The 14,412-nt window shown below is 69.6% G+C and carries 11 protein-coding genes; 7 read left to right on the top strand and 4 right to left on the bottom strand.

All coding sequences use genetic code 11. From position 1 onward, the window contains the following. Positions 1 to 396, bottom strand: a complete 396-nt coding sequence (locus ACFQ7F_RS00340; protein ID WP_383263783.1) for a hypothetical protein — start codon at positions 394 to 396, stop codon at positions 1 to 3. A gap of 84 nt (positions 397 to 480) precedes the next feature. On the opposite strand from ACFQ7F_RS00340, the gene ACFQ7F_RS00335 reads away from it, so the two are divergent. After that, entirely contained in the window at positions 481 to 4,254 is a 3,774-nt protein-coding gene (locus ACFQ7F_RS00335; RefSeq protein WP_383263780.1) for a CHAT domain-containing protein, read from the top strand. A 24-nt stretch (positions 4,255 to 4,278) separates the two neighbouring features. On the opposite strand, the gene ACFQ7F_RS00330 is transcribed toward ACFQ7F_RS00335, so the two are convergent. Genes ACFQ7F_RS00330 through ACFQ7F_RS00320 form a run of 3 tightly spaced genes read right to left on the bottom strand, consistent with a single transcriptional unit; the run spans position 4,279 to position 6,096 of the window. Beyond that, positions 4,279 to 5,193 (bottom strand): sulfurtransferase, encoded by a 915-nt coding sequence (locus tag ACFQ7F_RS00330; RefSeq protein ID WP_383263777.1) that lies wholly within the window; start codon positions 5,191 to 5,193, stop codon positions 4,279 to 4,281. Further along, entirely contained in the window at positions 5,190 to 5,624 is a 435-nt protein-coding gene (locus tag ACFQ7F_RS00325) for an OsmC family protein (RefSeq protein WP_383263774.1), read from the bottom strand. Before ACFQ7F_RS00325 ends, ACFQ7F_RS00330 begins: the two co-directional genes overlap by 4 nt. Positions 5,625 to 5,634: 10 nt before the next feature. Next, positions 5,635 to 6,096 carry a hypothetical protein gene (locus ACFQ7F_RS00320; protein ID WP_383263771.1) on the bottom strand — a complete coding sequence of 154 codons (462 nt, stop codon included), beginning with the start codon at positions 6,094 to 6,096 and terminating at the stop codon, positions 5,635 to 5,637. 258 nt (positions 6,097 to 6,354) lie between these two features. Here ACFQ7F_RS00320 and ACFQ7F_RS00315 point away from each other — a divergent pair, with 258 nt between their 5' ends. Genes ACFQ7F_RS00315 through ACFQ7F_RS00290 form a run of 6 tightly spaced genes read left to right on the top strand, consistent with a single transcriptional unit; the run spans position 6,355 to position 14,404 of the window. Then, entirely contained in the window at positions 6,355 to 7,983 is a 1,629-nt protein-coding gene (locus ACFQ7F_RS00315; RefSeq protein WP_383263768.1) for an ABC transporter substrate-binding protein, read from the top strand. Positions 7,984 to 7,987: 4 nt separating this feature from the next. After that, on the top strand, positions 7,988 to 8,917 hold the full coding sequence (locus ACFQ7F_RS00310) for an ABC transporter permease (protein ID WP_383263765.1): 930 nt from the start codon (positions 7,988 to 7,990) through the stop codon (positions 8,915 to 8,917). A 1-nt stretch (position 8,918) separates the two neighbouring features. Continuing rightward, a complete protein-coding gene (locus ACFQ7F_RS00305) occupies positions 8,919 to 9,830 on the top strand; it encodes an ABC transporter permease (RefSeq protein ID WP_383263762.1) in 912 nt (303 codons plus the stop codon). Then, the gene (locus tag ACFQ7F_RS00300) at positions 9,817 to 11,583 is read left to right on the top strand and encodes a dipeptide ABC transporter ATP-binding protein (protein ID WP_383263760.1); all 1,767 of its coding nucleotides are present in this window, start codon (positions 9,817 to 9,819) and stop codon (positions 11,581 to 11,583) included. Before ACFQ7F_RS00305 ends, ACFQ7F_RS00300 begins: the two co-directional genes overlap by 14 nt. Further along, positions 11,583 to 13,040: an NtaA/DmoA family FMN-dependent monooxygenase gene (locus ACFQ7F_RS00295; protein WP_383263758.1), complete on the top strand. Its 1,458-nt coding sequence runs from the start codon at positions 11,583 to 11,585 to the stop codon at positions 13,038 to 13,040. Before ACFQ7F_RS00300 ends, ACFQ7F_RS00295 begins: the two co-directional genes overlap by 1 nt. Beyond that, positions 13,037 to 14,404: an NtaA/DmoA family FMN-dependent monooxygenase gene (locus ACFQ7F_RS00290; RefSeq protein ID WP_383263755.1), complete on the top strand. Its 1,368-nt coding sequence runs from the start codon at positions 13,037 to 13,039 to the stop codon at positions 14,402 to 14,404. The genes ACFQ7F_RS00295 and ACFQ7F_RS00290 overlap by 4 nt, the downstream gene beginning before the upstream one ends. The last annotated feature ends 8 nt before the right edge of the window (positions 14,405 to 14,412 follow it).

The following is a 14,412-nucleotide window of genomic DNA, read 5'->3' as shown; positions in this document are numbered from 1 at the left end:
TCACTGTGCGGGGCCAAGGCGGCTCTTGCGCATGCGGGTGTCGTTGACGGCGCAGTGCGGGGCGGGGAGCAGGTCGCGGGCCCGTTCGACGCGGGTGCACTGGGCCGGTCCCGGGCATAAGGCCACCTTGATGTGGGGCGTGATGCCCGGGACTTCCCCGCCCCGGGAGTCGTTGCCGAGCCCGCGTGCGTCCCCGGTCTGGCGCAGCAGCATGTCCAGGGCACGGAAGCAGGCGTCGAGTTCGTCGGAGCCCGCCCCTGACCGCAGCAAGTCCCGTGCCCGCTCGGCCGTCTCCCGGACCCCGGGCTGCCGCAGGTCCTCCGGCGAGCCGAGCAGCCCGCACAGCGCCGCCGCCGCGCTGCGGTCGGGTCGGGGGAAGTCGGGAGATGCAGTCATGGTCCAAGTGTGCCGTACATCAGGCAGAGTTAAGGGTGAGTTCGGCGCGCCGTCGGAGGTGACGGCTGGGGGGGGAGCGAAGCTGTGAGGTACGACCGGGAGTGGTTCCTTCAGGCGATTCGCGTGCGCCTGGGCCGGGCCGATACGGCGGACGGGAGTGTGGACGCGGACGTGGTGTTCGGTCCTCTCGCGGATGCCGAGCTCCGGGGACTGCTACGGACCTGCGACACGACGACCGACATGGAGGCCCGGCACGCGGCGGGTTGGCTCTGCGCCGCCCGTGCGATGGCCGACCCCGGGGACGGCGGCCGCGTCCACGGGTGCATGTCCGGGACACTGCTCTACCCGGTGTGGGTCGCCGACCCGGGCCTTGTTCCGCCGGAGTTGGCGGCGGGCTACGCGTCCAACGATCCCGCCGTGCACCCCGACCCGGCGAACGCGGACGGCCCCCACGAGTGGGCGGCCCAGGTCGCCGCGTTCGAGATCGTCGTGGAGGGGCGGCAGCACAACCCGCCGCCGGACGCCTCCGAGGACGTGCGCCGACTCCACGAGCTGGCCGTGGTGCTTGCCGCCATGCCACTCGCGCGCGAGGCCCGGCTCGCCACCGCGATCGGGCTCGGCAGCCTCGCCGTCCTCGCGACACCGGAGTACGACCCCTGGTTCCCGGGCCGGCTCAGAGGTGTGTCCGACATCGTGGCCCTCACGGGGGCGACCTGGCCGTTCGGGGACCTGGCGGACGCGGATCCGATCCGGTTCGTCCACGGTGCCCTCAAGCGGATCCCGGCCGGCTCCCCCGAACGGCCCCTCGTTCTCGACGGTCTGGGCCGTCGGCTCCTGGACCGCTACCTGGACTCGCACGATACCGAGGACCTGCACGAGGCGGTGGGCATCGCGCGGGACGTACTGGCCCAACTGCCGCCCGGCGACCCGCATCTGCCCCATTGCCTCAGCGCCCTGGGGGCAGGTCTTGTGCTGTTGCGGCAGGTGGAGGGGGCGACGCCCGAGGAGTGCGACGAGGTGGTGGACGTGTGCCGCCGGGCTGTCGCCGGCCATCTGAAGGGAACCGCGGCGGCGGGCCACGACCTGGGCATGGCGCTCGTCCTCAGGGCTCACCACACCGGCCGCGTGGCGGATCTGGACGAGGCGATCGCCGTGTTCACCGAGGCATTGCGGGCGGCAAGGGATCCGGGCGAGACGGCCGCCTTGCGCAACGCACTGGGCAACGCTCTGCGTGCCCGCTCCGTGGCGACCGGCTCCCAGGCCGATCTGGACAGGGCGCTCGATCTCACCGACCGCTCCGTGGGCTCCGAGGAGGCGGTGGACGGACCGCAACTGCCGCTCATCGCTCCCGCGATGGCCCTGTACAACCGCTACCTGCTCGACCCGAAGGCGAACGGGGCAGATCTGGACGAGGCGCTGCGCCAACTGCGGCACGCCGAGGCAATCATGCCGCCGGGCCACCCGGACCGTCCCACAGCACTCGGCGACCTGGGCCTCGTGCTGGTCGCCTGCTATCAACGCTCGGGAGAGCCGGAGGAGTTGAACGAGGCCGTGCTGGCTCATCGGGAGTCGGTGGCACTCACCCGGGAGGGGCACGGGTCGCTCGGACTGCGGCTGCTCAACCTCAGTGCCGCGTTGAGTCTGCGGCACCAGCTGACCGAGGACGGCGACGACCTGCGGGAGACCCGGGAGTGCCGACGGCGGGCCCTCGAACTGCCCGGCATGGGCCCGGCGCACCGGGCGGCGCTGCTGAGCTCGATCGGGCTCAGTCTCACGGCGGGCATCGAGCGTGTCCCCGACCCCGTGGCCCAACTCGACGAGGCGGTAGGGCTCCTGAGGGAGGCGCTCGCCCTCACCTCGGAGGGCGACCCGAAGCTGCCACGGCGCCGCCACAATCTCGCCGGCGCCCTGATGATCCGCGTCGCGAAGACCATGCGGATCGACGAGGCCCGCGAGGCCCGCGAGCTGACCGACGCGGTGATCGCGGCGCTGCCCCCGAACTCCCCCGACCTGCCCGGCGCCCTCACGGTGGCCGCGAGCGCACGGCTCCTGAGCCCCCGCACCCTGCTGTCGTCGGCCGCCCGGGACGAGGTGGTCGCGCTGTACCGCCGGGCGGTCGAGGCCACTCCGCCCGGCCACCCCGCACGCACGCAGCGCCTGTCGAACCTCGGCGGCGTCCTGCGCGACCTGGGGCCCCGCCGCCGTCGCCGCCCGGCCGACCTGATCGAGGCGGCCGAGCGGTTCAAGGAAGCGGCCCTGGAGCAGCAGTGTGCGCCCGTCCTGCGCCTGGACGCGGCTCGGTCCTGGGGCGAGGTCCGAGCGGAGCTGGGTGACTGGGCCGGCGCCCTGGACGGTTACGTCGTGGCGGTCGACCTGCTGCACTCGGTCGCGCCCCGCCATCTCGTCCGCGACGACCAGGAGTTCCTGCTGAGCCGTACCGTCGGGCTCGGCGCCGCCGCCGCTGCCTGCGCGGTGCGCTGCGGCCGGACCGGGCTCGCGGTCGGACTGCTCGAACAGGCGAGGGGTGTGATCCTCTCCCACGCCTTCGACGCCGACAGCGATCTGACGCGGCTCCGGGAGAGTGCCCCCGCCCTCGCCGACCGCTTCGAGGAGCTCCGGGAGGCCCTCGACACGGCGACCGACGGCCAGGGGTTCCTGGCGGAGGAACCGTCCGGCCCCGCCGACGCCCTCGCCGACGTACGGCAGCGACTGGCCGCCGAGTGGCGGGACCTCACCGCCCGGATCCGCGCCGAGCACCCCGACCTCGGCCTGCTGCGTCCGGTGCGGGACTGGGACGAGAACGAGCTTCGCGCCACGGCCGCGGCGGGCCCGGTGGTCCTGGTCAACGTCTCTCCGTACGGCAGCGATGCCCTGGTCGTCACCGAACACTCCATCGACGCCGTTCCGCTCCCGGGCCTCGACCCACGGACGACGGCAACACGTCGGCAGACCTTCCAGGACGCGCTGATCCGCATCGAGACACCCGGGACCTCCCGCAAGCAGTCACAGCGCGCGCAGCGGGACGTACGGGAAACCCTCGCCTGGCTGTGGCAGGCGGTCACAGGACCGGTCCTCGACCGCCTCCCCGCGGCAACCCGCGTGTGGTGGTCACCCGGCGGTCTCCTGGGCACGCTGCCGCTGCACGCGGCGGCGCCCGCAGACGCCGCTCCGGGCGCCCTGGACCGGGTGGTCTCCTCGTACACGCCGACCCTGCGCGCCCTGCACCACGCCCGCCGACGCGCCGCCCGCCCGACGGGCACCGGAACCCTAGTCGTCAGCGTCGCGCAGGCCACCGGACAGCCCCCGCTCCCCGGCGCACGCCGCGAGGCCGACCACCTGGCCCGCCTGCTCCCCCAAGCCACGCTGCTCGCGGACGCCTCCGCCACACACTCCGCGGTCGTCTCGGCCCTGCCCCGCCACGCCTACGCCCACTTCGCCTGCCACGCCCTGGGCGACCTGGAACACGCCTCCGGCAGTCGGCTCGTCCTGCACGACCACACCGAACGCCCGCTGACCATCCGCGACCTGGCCCGACTGCGGCTGCCGTCGGTCCGGCTCGCCTACCTGTCCGCCTGCGACACGCTGCGCACCAGCCCCGAACTCGCCGACGAGGCCGTCCACATCGTCAGCGCCTTCCAGATGGCCGGCTTCCCCCATGTCGTCGGCTCCCTGTGGCACGTCGACGACGCGATCGGGGCGGACGTCGCGCTCAGCGTGTACGACACCCTGAACAGGGGCGACGGCACACTCGACGTGGCCCGCACGGCCGAGGCCCTGCACCGCGCCGTACGCACCCTGCGCGACACGTATCCCCAGACGCCCAGCCTGTGGGCGTGCCAGGTACACGCGGGGCCCTGATGACTCTGCACCTGCCGAAAACCTTCACGCGCAGTCGGTGTCGACGACCTCGGAACGGGTCAGCGCCGCGCCTCGCTCGACAGGCAGGGACACATCGCGTGCCCAGGCCGACCAGGAATCCACGAACAGGCCCACCTGCTGTCCGAGCAGGGCTCCGGCGAACACCAGCAGAGCGCTGGACACACCACCGCCGCAGTAGGCACCGACCTCATGGCTACCGATCGCCCTACGGGACAAGAACCATTTCCGCATGTCGGCGGGTGGTCTCAGCAGCCCGTCGGGAGCCATCAGCTCGGCCGAGTGAGCGTGAACCGCGTGCGGAACATGGCCGGTTCTGGGATCGTCCAGTGCTCCGTTGTACGCGCCCGTGGGGCGCGAGTCGAGCAGCGTGCCGTAGTCCGCGACCTCCAGAACCTCCGCGATGTCGAGTACGCGTCGACCGCCGTCCGCGGGCACCTGCGGGAGCGTGGTCTCGAAGCGGCCGGGCACCGAGCCGGCCGGCCGCTCCTCCCGAGCTGGGGCCCGAGCTGGGGCCGTCGGACCGCCCGCACGCGTCCAGGCCGGCAGCCCGCCGTCCAGGACGCGCACCGAACGGAAGCCGGCCCAGGTGAGGACGAACCACGCGCGTGCGGCGGACGACAGCTCCTCGATGCGGCGGGTGTAGAGAACGAGGTCGTCGGCGGGTCCGACACCGTGAGCCAGCAGGGTGGCATGCACGGTGCCGGGCTCCGGCAGAGGAAGATGGCCGCTGTCGGCCGTCGGGCGGCCGGCGAAGTCGGACTTGACCGATGTCCGGATCGCACCGGGGATGCTTCCCTGGATCGGATCCGGTCCCGGTGCCATCACCCGCCAGGGCGCGACCTCGATGAACACCGAACGCGCTCTGCGGACGTACGCCGTCCGGGCATCCACGAGGTGGCTGGACTCGGCTGCCGTCATCCCGGGGATCCCGCTGTGTGCGGGACGAACACCACCGGAAGGCTCTCCTTGAGGGCGTTGTAGATGCGACACCGCTTCTTGTACTCGGCGACGAGTTCGTCGGCCGTGACGTGGTCGACGCCGTCGATGAAGCATTCCATGATGAGCGTGCCCAGATAGTCCCCTTCGACCTTGCGCTCGATTCGGGCGAAGATCTCGACCTGGCGCTCCGGCTGTCCGCCTTCGACGAAGTCGTGCCGGAACGCGTTGAGCGCACAGGAGACGAGGGAGGCGACGAGCAGGTCGAGCGAGCTCGCCTCCTCGCCCGGGCCGCCGCTGCGCACCGATCCGTCCGACGCGATATCGAATCCGGGCCCGGCGATGGCGTAACGGCCGCGGACATCGGTGGTCCGCCCGTGCAGGTTGCTCACCACGGTCACTCTGTCGCTCACCCTGGGAAGTCTAGGCACGCGGCACCTGCCGGACCACGGAGTCCGGAATCTGGACACCCGTCGTGGTGGCCACCCGCAGTTGGTCGGCCAGCAGCGCGACGACGCGGGTCAGGGAACGATTGTCCTCCCGCAGGACGGCGATCTGCTGTTCCAGCTCCGAGATCCTGGCGAGAAGTTCGTGCTGGCCCGGCCTGCGCTCCTGGCGGCCGACCGATGAAGCGCGGAGTACCGATGAAGCGTGAGGCTCCCACCCGTCTCCGTCGACGGAGGTAGCGACGGAGTCGGAGTCGTAGTCGTAGCTGCCGTCGTCGTAGCGGATGAGCCACTTGCGCAGGGACTGCGGGCCGACCTCGAACTCCTCGGCGACCTCCCGGACGATCGAGCGGTTCTCGGGCTCCGCAAGGCGCCGCTGCCGTACGCGCTCCACCGCGAGCTGCCGGACCTCGTCGCTGTACTTCTTGTCAAACACCACGCCGGTTTCCCCGTTCAGGAGACTGCAACACTGCCGTCACGATACTTACCGAACACCCGTGTAAACATATCGGTTACGAGGTAACCGTATCCAGCTGTTATCGCTCCGTAACTACATTCGGCCTTGATACGGCAAATTTTATGTATCACCGCCACCCCTTCGCCTGAGGCAAGTGCAACTACGTGGCGCTGACCGGTCATTGACGACAGTGCGGTCGCTACCACTCGCCCCTGAGCCGATCGAGAGGAACAACAACTCGTGTTCAGTTCACGTCCGTGGCGCCGGCTCGCCACAGCGGGCGCCACGTTGGCGCTTCTCGCAACCGCCGCCTGCTCGGGCAGCGGCAGCGGTGGGCAGAGTGACGCAGCCGCCGACGTACCCAAGAAGGACCGTTACGGAGGCACGCTCAACGTCGGCCTCAGCGCCGACCCCGGTGGTGTCGACGCCGCCGTCGTCAACCAGGTCTGGCGCACGGTCGCCCGTTCCCTGGCCGACTCCCTGGTGTTCTACAACCCCGACACCAAGAAGGTCGAGCCGTGGCTCGCCACGAGCTGGACGGTCAGCGGCGACGCGCGGAAGTATTCGTTCGACCTGCGTGACGACGTGACCTTCCACGACGGCACCAAACTCACCGCGAAGGTCGTCAAGGCCAACCTGGAGAGTCTGAACCGGCCCGGCATCCACTCCAGCGCCAAGACCATCGTGCAGGGCATCAGCAAGATCACGACGCCCTCGGAGCACAAGGTCACCGTCGAGTTCGCGGAGCCGAACGCCGCCTTCCTGACGTCCTTGTCCCGTGCGTACGTCGGCATCGTCTCGCAGAAGACGGCCGAGCTCCCGGTCGAGAAGCGACAGAAGTGGCTGGACGGATCAGGTCCCTTCTACCTGGAGAAGTACACCCCGAACCAGCAGATCGTGCTGAAGAAGCGCAAGGACTACGACTGGGCGCCGAAGTACTTCGAGCACAAGGGAGCGGCCTATCTCGACAAGGTCGTCTACAAGATCATCCCCGAGGACTCGGTCCGCAACGGCGCGGTCATCGGTGACGACGAGCTCCAGTTCATCTACTGGGTGAACGCCAAGTACGTCTCGCAGCTGAAGAGCTCCGGGCTGACGATCTCCAAGACGCTCAACCCCGCGACCGGGCTCGAACTGCCGCTGAACACCTCCTCCAAGTTCCTCAAGGACGTGCGGGTCCGCCAGGCGCTCCAGATAGGCGTGGACCGGGAGCAGTTCGTCAAGATCGCCTCGGGTGGCGTGGACCAGCCCGCGACCGGTCCGCTGAGCAAGGACAACCCTTACTACTCCGACCAGAGCAAGCTGCTGAAGTACGACGCGAAGAAGGCGAAGTCCCTGCTTGAGCAGGCCGGCTGGACCAAGATCGGTTCCGACGGCATCCGCCGTAACGCCGACGGCAAGCGTCTCTCGCTGCGCGCCCCGCGGGACGACGCGGGCATGCAGGTCCTGCAGGACCAGTGGAAGAAGCTCGGCATCGAGCTCGTCCTCGACCCGCCGCTGGACGCCGAGGCGAACGAGAAGCTGCTCAGCGGCGAGTACGACGTCGCCTACTGGTACGCCTCCTCGCCCGACCCGGACGTACTGCGTGCCAACTACGGCAGGACGGACGGCTCCGACCGGAGCTTCATCGCGGACGGCGACAAGGCCGGCAAGGAAGTCGACCGGCTCCTCCAGGAGCAGAACCAGACGACCGACAAGGACAAGCGTCAGAAGCTGGTCGATCAGGCGTCCCGCATCCTCGTCGAGCAGGCGTACGAGATTCCGGTGTCCAACGACGTCGACATCTGGGCCCACTCGCCCCGGCTGCACGACATCACGCCTGTCGGTCTCGATCAGTACCTGATCAATGCCTGGCTTGCGAAGAAGTAGAGCGATGTCACGATACGGTCTTCGGCTCCTGTACAGCGCGATCGTGGTCTGGGGTGCTTTCACCGGGGCGTTCTTCCTGCTGTACGTCGTGCCCGGTGACGCGGCGGGCGGTCTCACGGCCGGCGCCGACGGTGCCGATGTGAAGCAACTCCTTGCCGAGCAGCGCGAGTTGCTCGGTCTCGACCGTCCCGTGTGGGTGCAGTACTGGGACGCGCTGACCGGAGCCCTTCAGGGCGACTTCGGTCAGAGCATCTACCAGCGCCGACCTGCCGTGGAGGTGTACTTCGAGTCCTTCCCCGAGACGCTCAAGCTGGCGTTTCTCGGGCTGCTCCTCGCGGTCGTCCTTGGCGTGACGCTGTCGGTGGTCATCGAACTGACCAACTGGAAATGGGCGCGCGAGCTGCTCATCTCGCTGCCGCCGGTCGCGGTGTCGCTGCCTCCGTTCCTGGTGGGCCTCGTGCTGCTTCAGCTGTTCGCCTTCCAGCTGCACTGGATCAAGGCGGTCAACGACCAGAGCTTCGGGGGACTGTTCATCGCCTCGGCTGCCCTCGCGGTCGCCGGTGGCGGCAGCATCTCCCAGCTCCTGACGGCCAACCTCCGTGGTGCTCTGACCTCGCCGTACGTCGAGACAGCCCGCAACTGGGGGCTCAGCCGGTTCGACGTCGTGGTCCGGCACGCGCTGAAGAACGCCGCACTGCCGGTCGTCACCTCGCTGGGGACCACCGTCGGCGTGATGGTCGGCGGGACGGTTCTGACGGAGACGGTGTTCTCCCGGCTCGGTGTGGGGCGTCTCGTGGTTGACGCCGTGAACGGCCGTGACATGCCCGTCGTGCTGGTCGCGGTCACGATCAGCGCCGTGATCTTCGTCGTGGTGAACCTCGTCGTCGACGCGGTCTACCCGCTGCTCGACAAGCGGATCCAATGGGACGGATGACATGACGACTCTCGAAGCGAAGGAAGCGGCGGCTTCCACGCCACCGTCCGGGCGGCTGCGGCCGCGGTTGCGGTTGCGGGAACACGGCGGCCGCCGACTGGCCGCGCTGCTGCGCTCCCCCGGACTCCTCGCGGCGTACCTGTGGATCATCGTGATGCTCGCCGCCGCGATCCACCCCGCTCTGTTCGCCTCGGGCGACCCGCTGCAACAGAACGGGTCGGCGATGCTCCTGTCGCCGGACGCCGACCATCTCTTCGGTACCGACGACTTCGGCCGCGACCAGTTCACCCGCACCGTGTGGGGAACCCGGCTGTCCCTGCAGGCGGCGGTCATCGCGGTGGCCATCGGTCTGGTGAGCGGTTCGCTGATCGGTCTCGTCGCGGGTGCGCTGCGCGGCAAGTTCGACAGCGTTCTCATGCGGATCATCGACATCATGCTGGCGGTGCCGAGCCTGATCGTCTCACTCGCGATCATCTCCGCACTGGGACGCGGCACGCTCAACATCGCCGTGGCCATCGGCATCAACAGCACGGCCGGCTTCGCCCGTCTGATGCGGTCCGAGGTGCTGAAGGTGAGCAACGCCAAGTACGTCGAGGCCTCGGTCTTCGCGGGGCACGGTTACGTCCACCGCCTGTTCAAGCACGTCGTGCCCAACGCGTCCCGGTCGGTCCTCGCCGCGGCGACCATGGACATCGGCACGGCGATCCTGACCGTCGCCTCGCTGAGTTTCCTGGGCCTCGGCGCGCCTCCGCCGACGCCCGAGTGGGGCCTTCTGGTGGCCGAGGGACGCACGTTCATCGGCGTCCAGTGGTGGCTGAGTCTGCTGCCCGGCCTGGTCATCGTGCTGACCGTGCTCGCGGTCTACCGCATCGGCAGGTCGTTCAACCGAGGGAGGACCCGTGTCGTCGCCTAAGCATGTGCCGTCGTCCGAGCATGTGCCGTCGCCTGAGCGGCAGAGCGCACCGTTGTTGCGTCTGCGGGGCGTGAGTGCCGAGTTCACCGTCCCCGGCCGCGCCGCGGTGCCCGTACTCGACGCCGTGAGCCTGGACGTCGCGGCCGGCTCGATCCGGGCCGTCGTCGGCGAGTCCGGTTCGGGCAAGTCCACCCTCGGCCGCGTCGTCACCGGGACTCTCGCCGAGAACGGGCGCGTCACCGCGGGCGAGGTCGTCCTCGGCGGCCGAACGCTCACCGGGCTGTCCGAACGGCAGTACCGGGCCGTACGCGGCAAGGAGATCGGCTACATCCCCCAGGACGCACTCCTCGGCCTGAACCCCCTGATGCCCGTGGGCGTCCAGGCCGCGGAAGCGCTGCGCGCGCACGGCGTGGGCTCCCGCGCGGAGCGCCGCGAACGGGTCCTCGACCTGTTCGCGAAGGTCGGGCTGCGGGACCCCGGGCGCCTGTACGGGCGCTACCCGCACGAGCTGTCCGGGGGAATGTGCCAACGGGTGCTGATCGCCGCCGCGATGAGCACCAGGCCCCGGCTCCTGATCGCCGACGAGCCGACGACCGCGCTCGACGTCACGGTGCAGAAGACCATCCTCGACCTCCTGTCGAATCTGGTGGAGAGCGAGGACCTCGGAATCCTGCTCATCACCCACGACCTGGGGGTCGCGGCGGAACGGGCCGACGACATCACCGTGGTGAAGGACGGGCGGATCGTACGCGACGGGCGGACCGACGAGGTGATCGCCGATCCGGGAAACCCGTACACGGAGGACCTGTTGCGGTCCTCATCGCTCGGGTTCTCGGGCCGGCAGGCCGCGACCGCCCGCCTTGAGTACTTCCGCGCCGTGCCCGCCGAATCGCCGGTGGTCGTCGAGGCCAAGGAGGTCGGCAAGACCTTCACCTCCCGCACTTCTCGCACTTCCCGCGCCTCCCGCCGCGGTTCGGACACGGCGGTGACCGCGGTGGCCGACGCCTCGTTCCAGGTGCGCGGGGGAACCACGCTGGGGATCGTCGGCGAATCGGGATCGGGCAAGACCACCCTGGTACGCATCCTCGCCGGGCTGACCCCGGCGGACACCGGCTCGGTCGAGATCGACGGCGACCCGGTCGTCCACCACCGCCGGGGCGCCGGGCAGGCCGGCCTGTACCGCAAGGTGCAGATGGTCTACCAGGACCCCTTCGCCTCCCTCAACCCGCGCTCGACGGTCCGCGCGATCCTCGACGAACCGCTGCGAGGCCACGGGTACGGGACGGCGCAGGAGCGGGCGCGCAGGATCACTGAACTGCTTGAGGTGACCGGCCTGCCCGCCGAGCTCGCCGACCGGTACACCGCCGAACTCTCGGGCGGCCAGCGGCAACGGGTGGCCATCGCCCGCGCTCTGGCACCGCGGCCGGACGTCGTCGTCCTGGACGAACCAGTCTCCGCCCTCGACGTGACCGTGCAGCGCCAGATCCTCGGCCTGCTCGACTCGCTCCAGCGCGAACTGGGGCTGACCTACGTCTTCATCTCGCACGACCTGGGTGTCATCGCCGAGGTGTCCGACGAGATCGTCGTCCTGCAGCACGGGCACATCGTCGAGCGTGGTCCGGCCCTGGGCATCCTCACCGAGCCGCGGACCGACTACGTCAAGGAACTGCTGACGTCGATCCCCGGTGCGGTCGCGGCCGAATCGGCCGTCCTTGTAGGACCGGGCAGCTCCGCGACAGAAAGGAACACATGATGCCCGAGCGACAGCTTCACCTGGGCTACATGCACTGGCTGAACGGCACACACTGGGGCGGCTGGCGCCACCCGGACGCACCCACGGCGCAGGCCTTCGAGCTGGAGTACGCGACGAAGGCGCTGCGGATCGTCGAGGACGCGAAGTTCGACTTCTTCTTCCTCGGGGACACCCTCGCGGGCGACATCGTCGGGGAACAGTGGATCACCACCCACAACACCGGACGCCTGGAACCCTTCACGCTGGCCTCCCAACTCGCCCTGAACTCCTCGAAGATCGGGCTCGTCGTGACGGCGCACCCGACGTTCTACGAGCCGTACATCCTGGCGAGACTGACGGCGTCCCTCGACCACCTCAGCGGCGGTCGGCTGGCGTGGAACGTCGTCCTTGGCGCCTCCGACCTGGCCGCCAAGAACTTCAGCCTGCCCGACCTGGGCGGCGCCGCCCGCTACGAGCGCGCCGACGAGTTCATCCACGTCGTCCAGCGACTGTGGGACAGCATCGAGAACGGCGCCTACCTCCAGGACAAGAAGGCCGGGCGCTACATCGACGAGAGCAAGGTCCACCGGCTCGACTGGCAGGGCAAGCACTTCCAGGTCGCCGGCACCCTGCCGCTCGAGCGCCCGCCGCAGGGCCACGTCCCGCTGCTGTACGCCGGTGCCTCCGAGCTCTCCCGTGAGCTGACCGCGAAGTGGGCCGACGTCAACTTCACCGGTCCCGCGACGCCTCAGGACTCGATCGCGTTCAACACCGACGTACGCCGCCGCGCCGAGCGCCTGCGCGGACGGGTGGACCCGATCTTCTTCCTGCCGGGCATCACGCCCCTCGTCGCCGACAGCCGGGCGGAAGCGGTCGAACTGTACGAGGAGTTGAACGACCTGCTGCCGTTCGACGACGACATCGTCGAGGGCGACCAGGACGAGTCGTACTGGTCTGGGCCTGACTGGGCCCGGATCAGTGCCTCCCGGTTCGCGCTGCCCAAGGGCGTCCGCAGCGTCCGCTCGCTGTCGGAGCGGGTCGGTGTCGATCTGCGGCCGCTGGGCATCGACGGCACCGTGAAACCGGACGCCGCCGACCTGTTCAACGCCTACGGCCGCACACTCCTGACGGCGCTGGCACAGCGCACCGGCCGCACCGTGGACGGCGGCAGTGTCCGGGTCAAGGACGTCCTGGGCGCTGCGATCGCGGGCAACTTCCCCCTGGTGATCGGCACGGCCGAGCACGTCGCCGACACCCTGATCGACTGGTTCGACCGCGGCGCCGCCGAAGGGTTCAACGTGAGCGTGCCCTACCTGTGGGAGCCGCTGGAGCGCTTCGCGGACGAAGTGGTCCCCATCCTCCAGGAACGCGGCGTGTACCGCGCCGAGTACACGACAGACACCTTCCGGGGCCACTTCGGCCTCGACACACCCCCCAACAGCTTCGCCGCCACCGACCCGGAGGAACGATCCGCATGAGCAGCCGACGCAAACTCCGCCTGGGCCTGGCCGCCTACGGCACCGGCTGGGACCTGGACGCCTGGCGACTGCCGGAGGCGACCAACGCCGGCCTGCACGACCCCGGCGTCATCCTCGACATCGCCCGGACCGCCGAGCGCGGCAAACTGGACTACGTCTTCGCCGGCAGCGCACTCGGCAGCGAGCCCGACCGCCTCAACCGGATCTTCCGGTGGGACAACTTCGTGTACGCCGGACATGCCGCGGCGCTCACCAAGAACCTCGGGTTCGTGATGTCGGTCAACTCCTCCTTCGAGCACCCCTACAGCGTCGCCCGGCAGTTGGCGACCCTGGACAACTTCAACCAGGGACGCACCGCGCTGAACGTCGTCTTCGGCATCGACCGCGACGGTGACCCGGTCGGCAACTTCGGCAAGAACCCGGTGCCGAGCGAGGAGACGAAGTACGCCCGGGCCCGGGAGTTCACCGAAGTCGTCAACCGGCTGCTGTACGACAGCTGGGACCAGGACTTCCTGCTCGACGACAAGCCGGGTGGCACTCTGGTGAAGCCGGGGTCCTGGCACCAGATCGACCACCACGGGGAGCACTTCGACGTCCGCGGACCGCTGAACGTCCCGCCGCCGGTGCAGTCCCACATCCCGATCGTGCAGGTGGGCCTCTCGGAGGAGTCCCTGCGGTACGGCGCCGACTTCGGGCAGGTGCGGTTCTCGCCATACTTCGGCATCAGCCGCGGCAAGGAGGAGTACCGCAGGCTCAAGGAACGCGTCGCGGCCAACGGACGTGACCCGGAGAAGTTCAAAATCATCCCCGGGATCACCTTCTACCTGGGCGGCACCGCCCGGGAAGCGCGCGCGAAGTTCAACGAGATCAGCGCCCAGCAGCTGGCGCAGGATCTGCCGGCCGCGTTCTCCCAGGTGCTCGGCATCGACCTGTCCAGGGTCCGTGACAGTGAGCGCGTCCTCGACGTCGTCGACATCGACAAGCTCCCCGACGACGCGCTCAAGCCGTTGCTCAGCGACCGTGCGCGCGACACCAAGGACGACAGGGAACTGCTGCGGCAGATCCTCAGTACCCAGATCGGCGAGGACGCCACGCTGCGCGAGCTGTACCACTATGTCCAGCGTGCCCGGCACGCACAGCAGCCGGCCGTAGTGGGCGACGCGAAGACCATCGCCGACTGGCTTGAGGAGAACCTGGAGGAGGAGGTGCTCGACGGCGTCCAGCTGTTTCCCCCGTACCACCGCGGACCGGCCGACCTCTTCGTCGACCTCGTCGTCCCGGAACTGCAACGCCGGGGCATCTTCCGGACCGAGTACGAGGCCTCGACGCTCCAGGGTCTCCTCGACACCGACGACACCTACTGAGGACTGAG

It is taken from the genome of Streptomyces sp. NPDC056486 (assembly GCF_042795295.1).
GTDB lineage: Bacteria > Actinomycetota > Actinomycetes > Streptomycetales > Streptomycetaceae > Streptomyces.
The sequence above is the reverse complement of the archived record's forward strand: the minus strand, read 5'-3'. Positions and strand labels throughout refer to the sequence as shown.

Coding starts and splice junctions, on each gene's coding strand:
- ACFQ7F_RS00340 (WP_383263783.1), bottom strand. CDS start 396: ATGACTGCATCTCCCGACTTCCCCCGACCCGACCGCAGCGCGGCGGCG.
- ACFQ7F_RS00290 (WP_383263755.1), top strand. CDS start 13,037: ATGAGCAGCCGACGCAAACTCCGCCTGGGCCTGGCCGCCTACGGCACC.
- ACFQ7F_RS00330 (WP_383263777.1), bottom strand. CDS start 5,193: ATGACGGCAGCCGAGTCCAGCCACCTCGTGGATGCCCGGACGGCGTAC.
- ACFQ7F_RS00310 (WP_383263765.1), top strand. CDS start 7,988: ATGTCACGATACGGTCTTCGGCTCCTGTACAGCGCGATCGTGGTCTGG.
- ACFQ7F_RS00305 (WP_383263762.1), top strand. CDS start 8,919: ATGACGACTCTCGAAGCGAAGGAAGCGGCGGCTTCCACGCCACCGTCC.
- ACFQ7F_RS00295 (WP_383263758.1), top strand. CDS start 11,583: ATGCCCGAGCGACAGCTTCACCTGGGCTACATGCACTGGCTGAACGGC.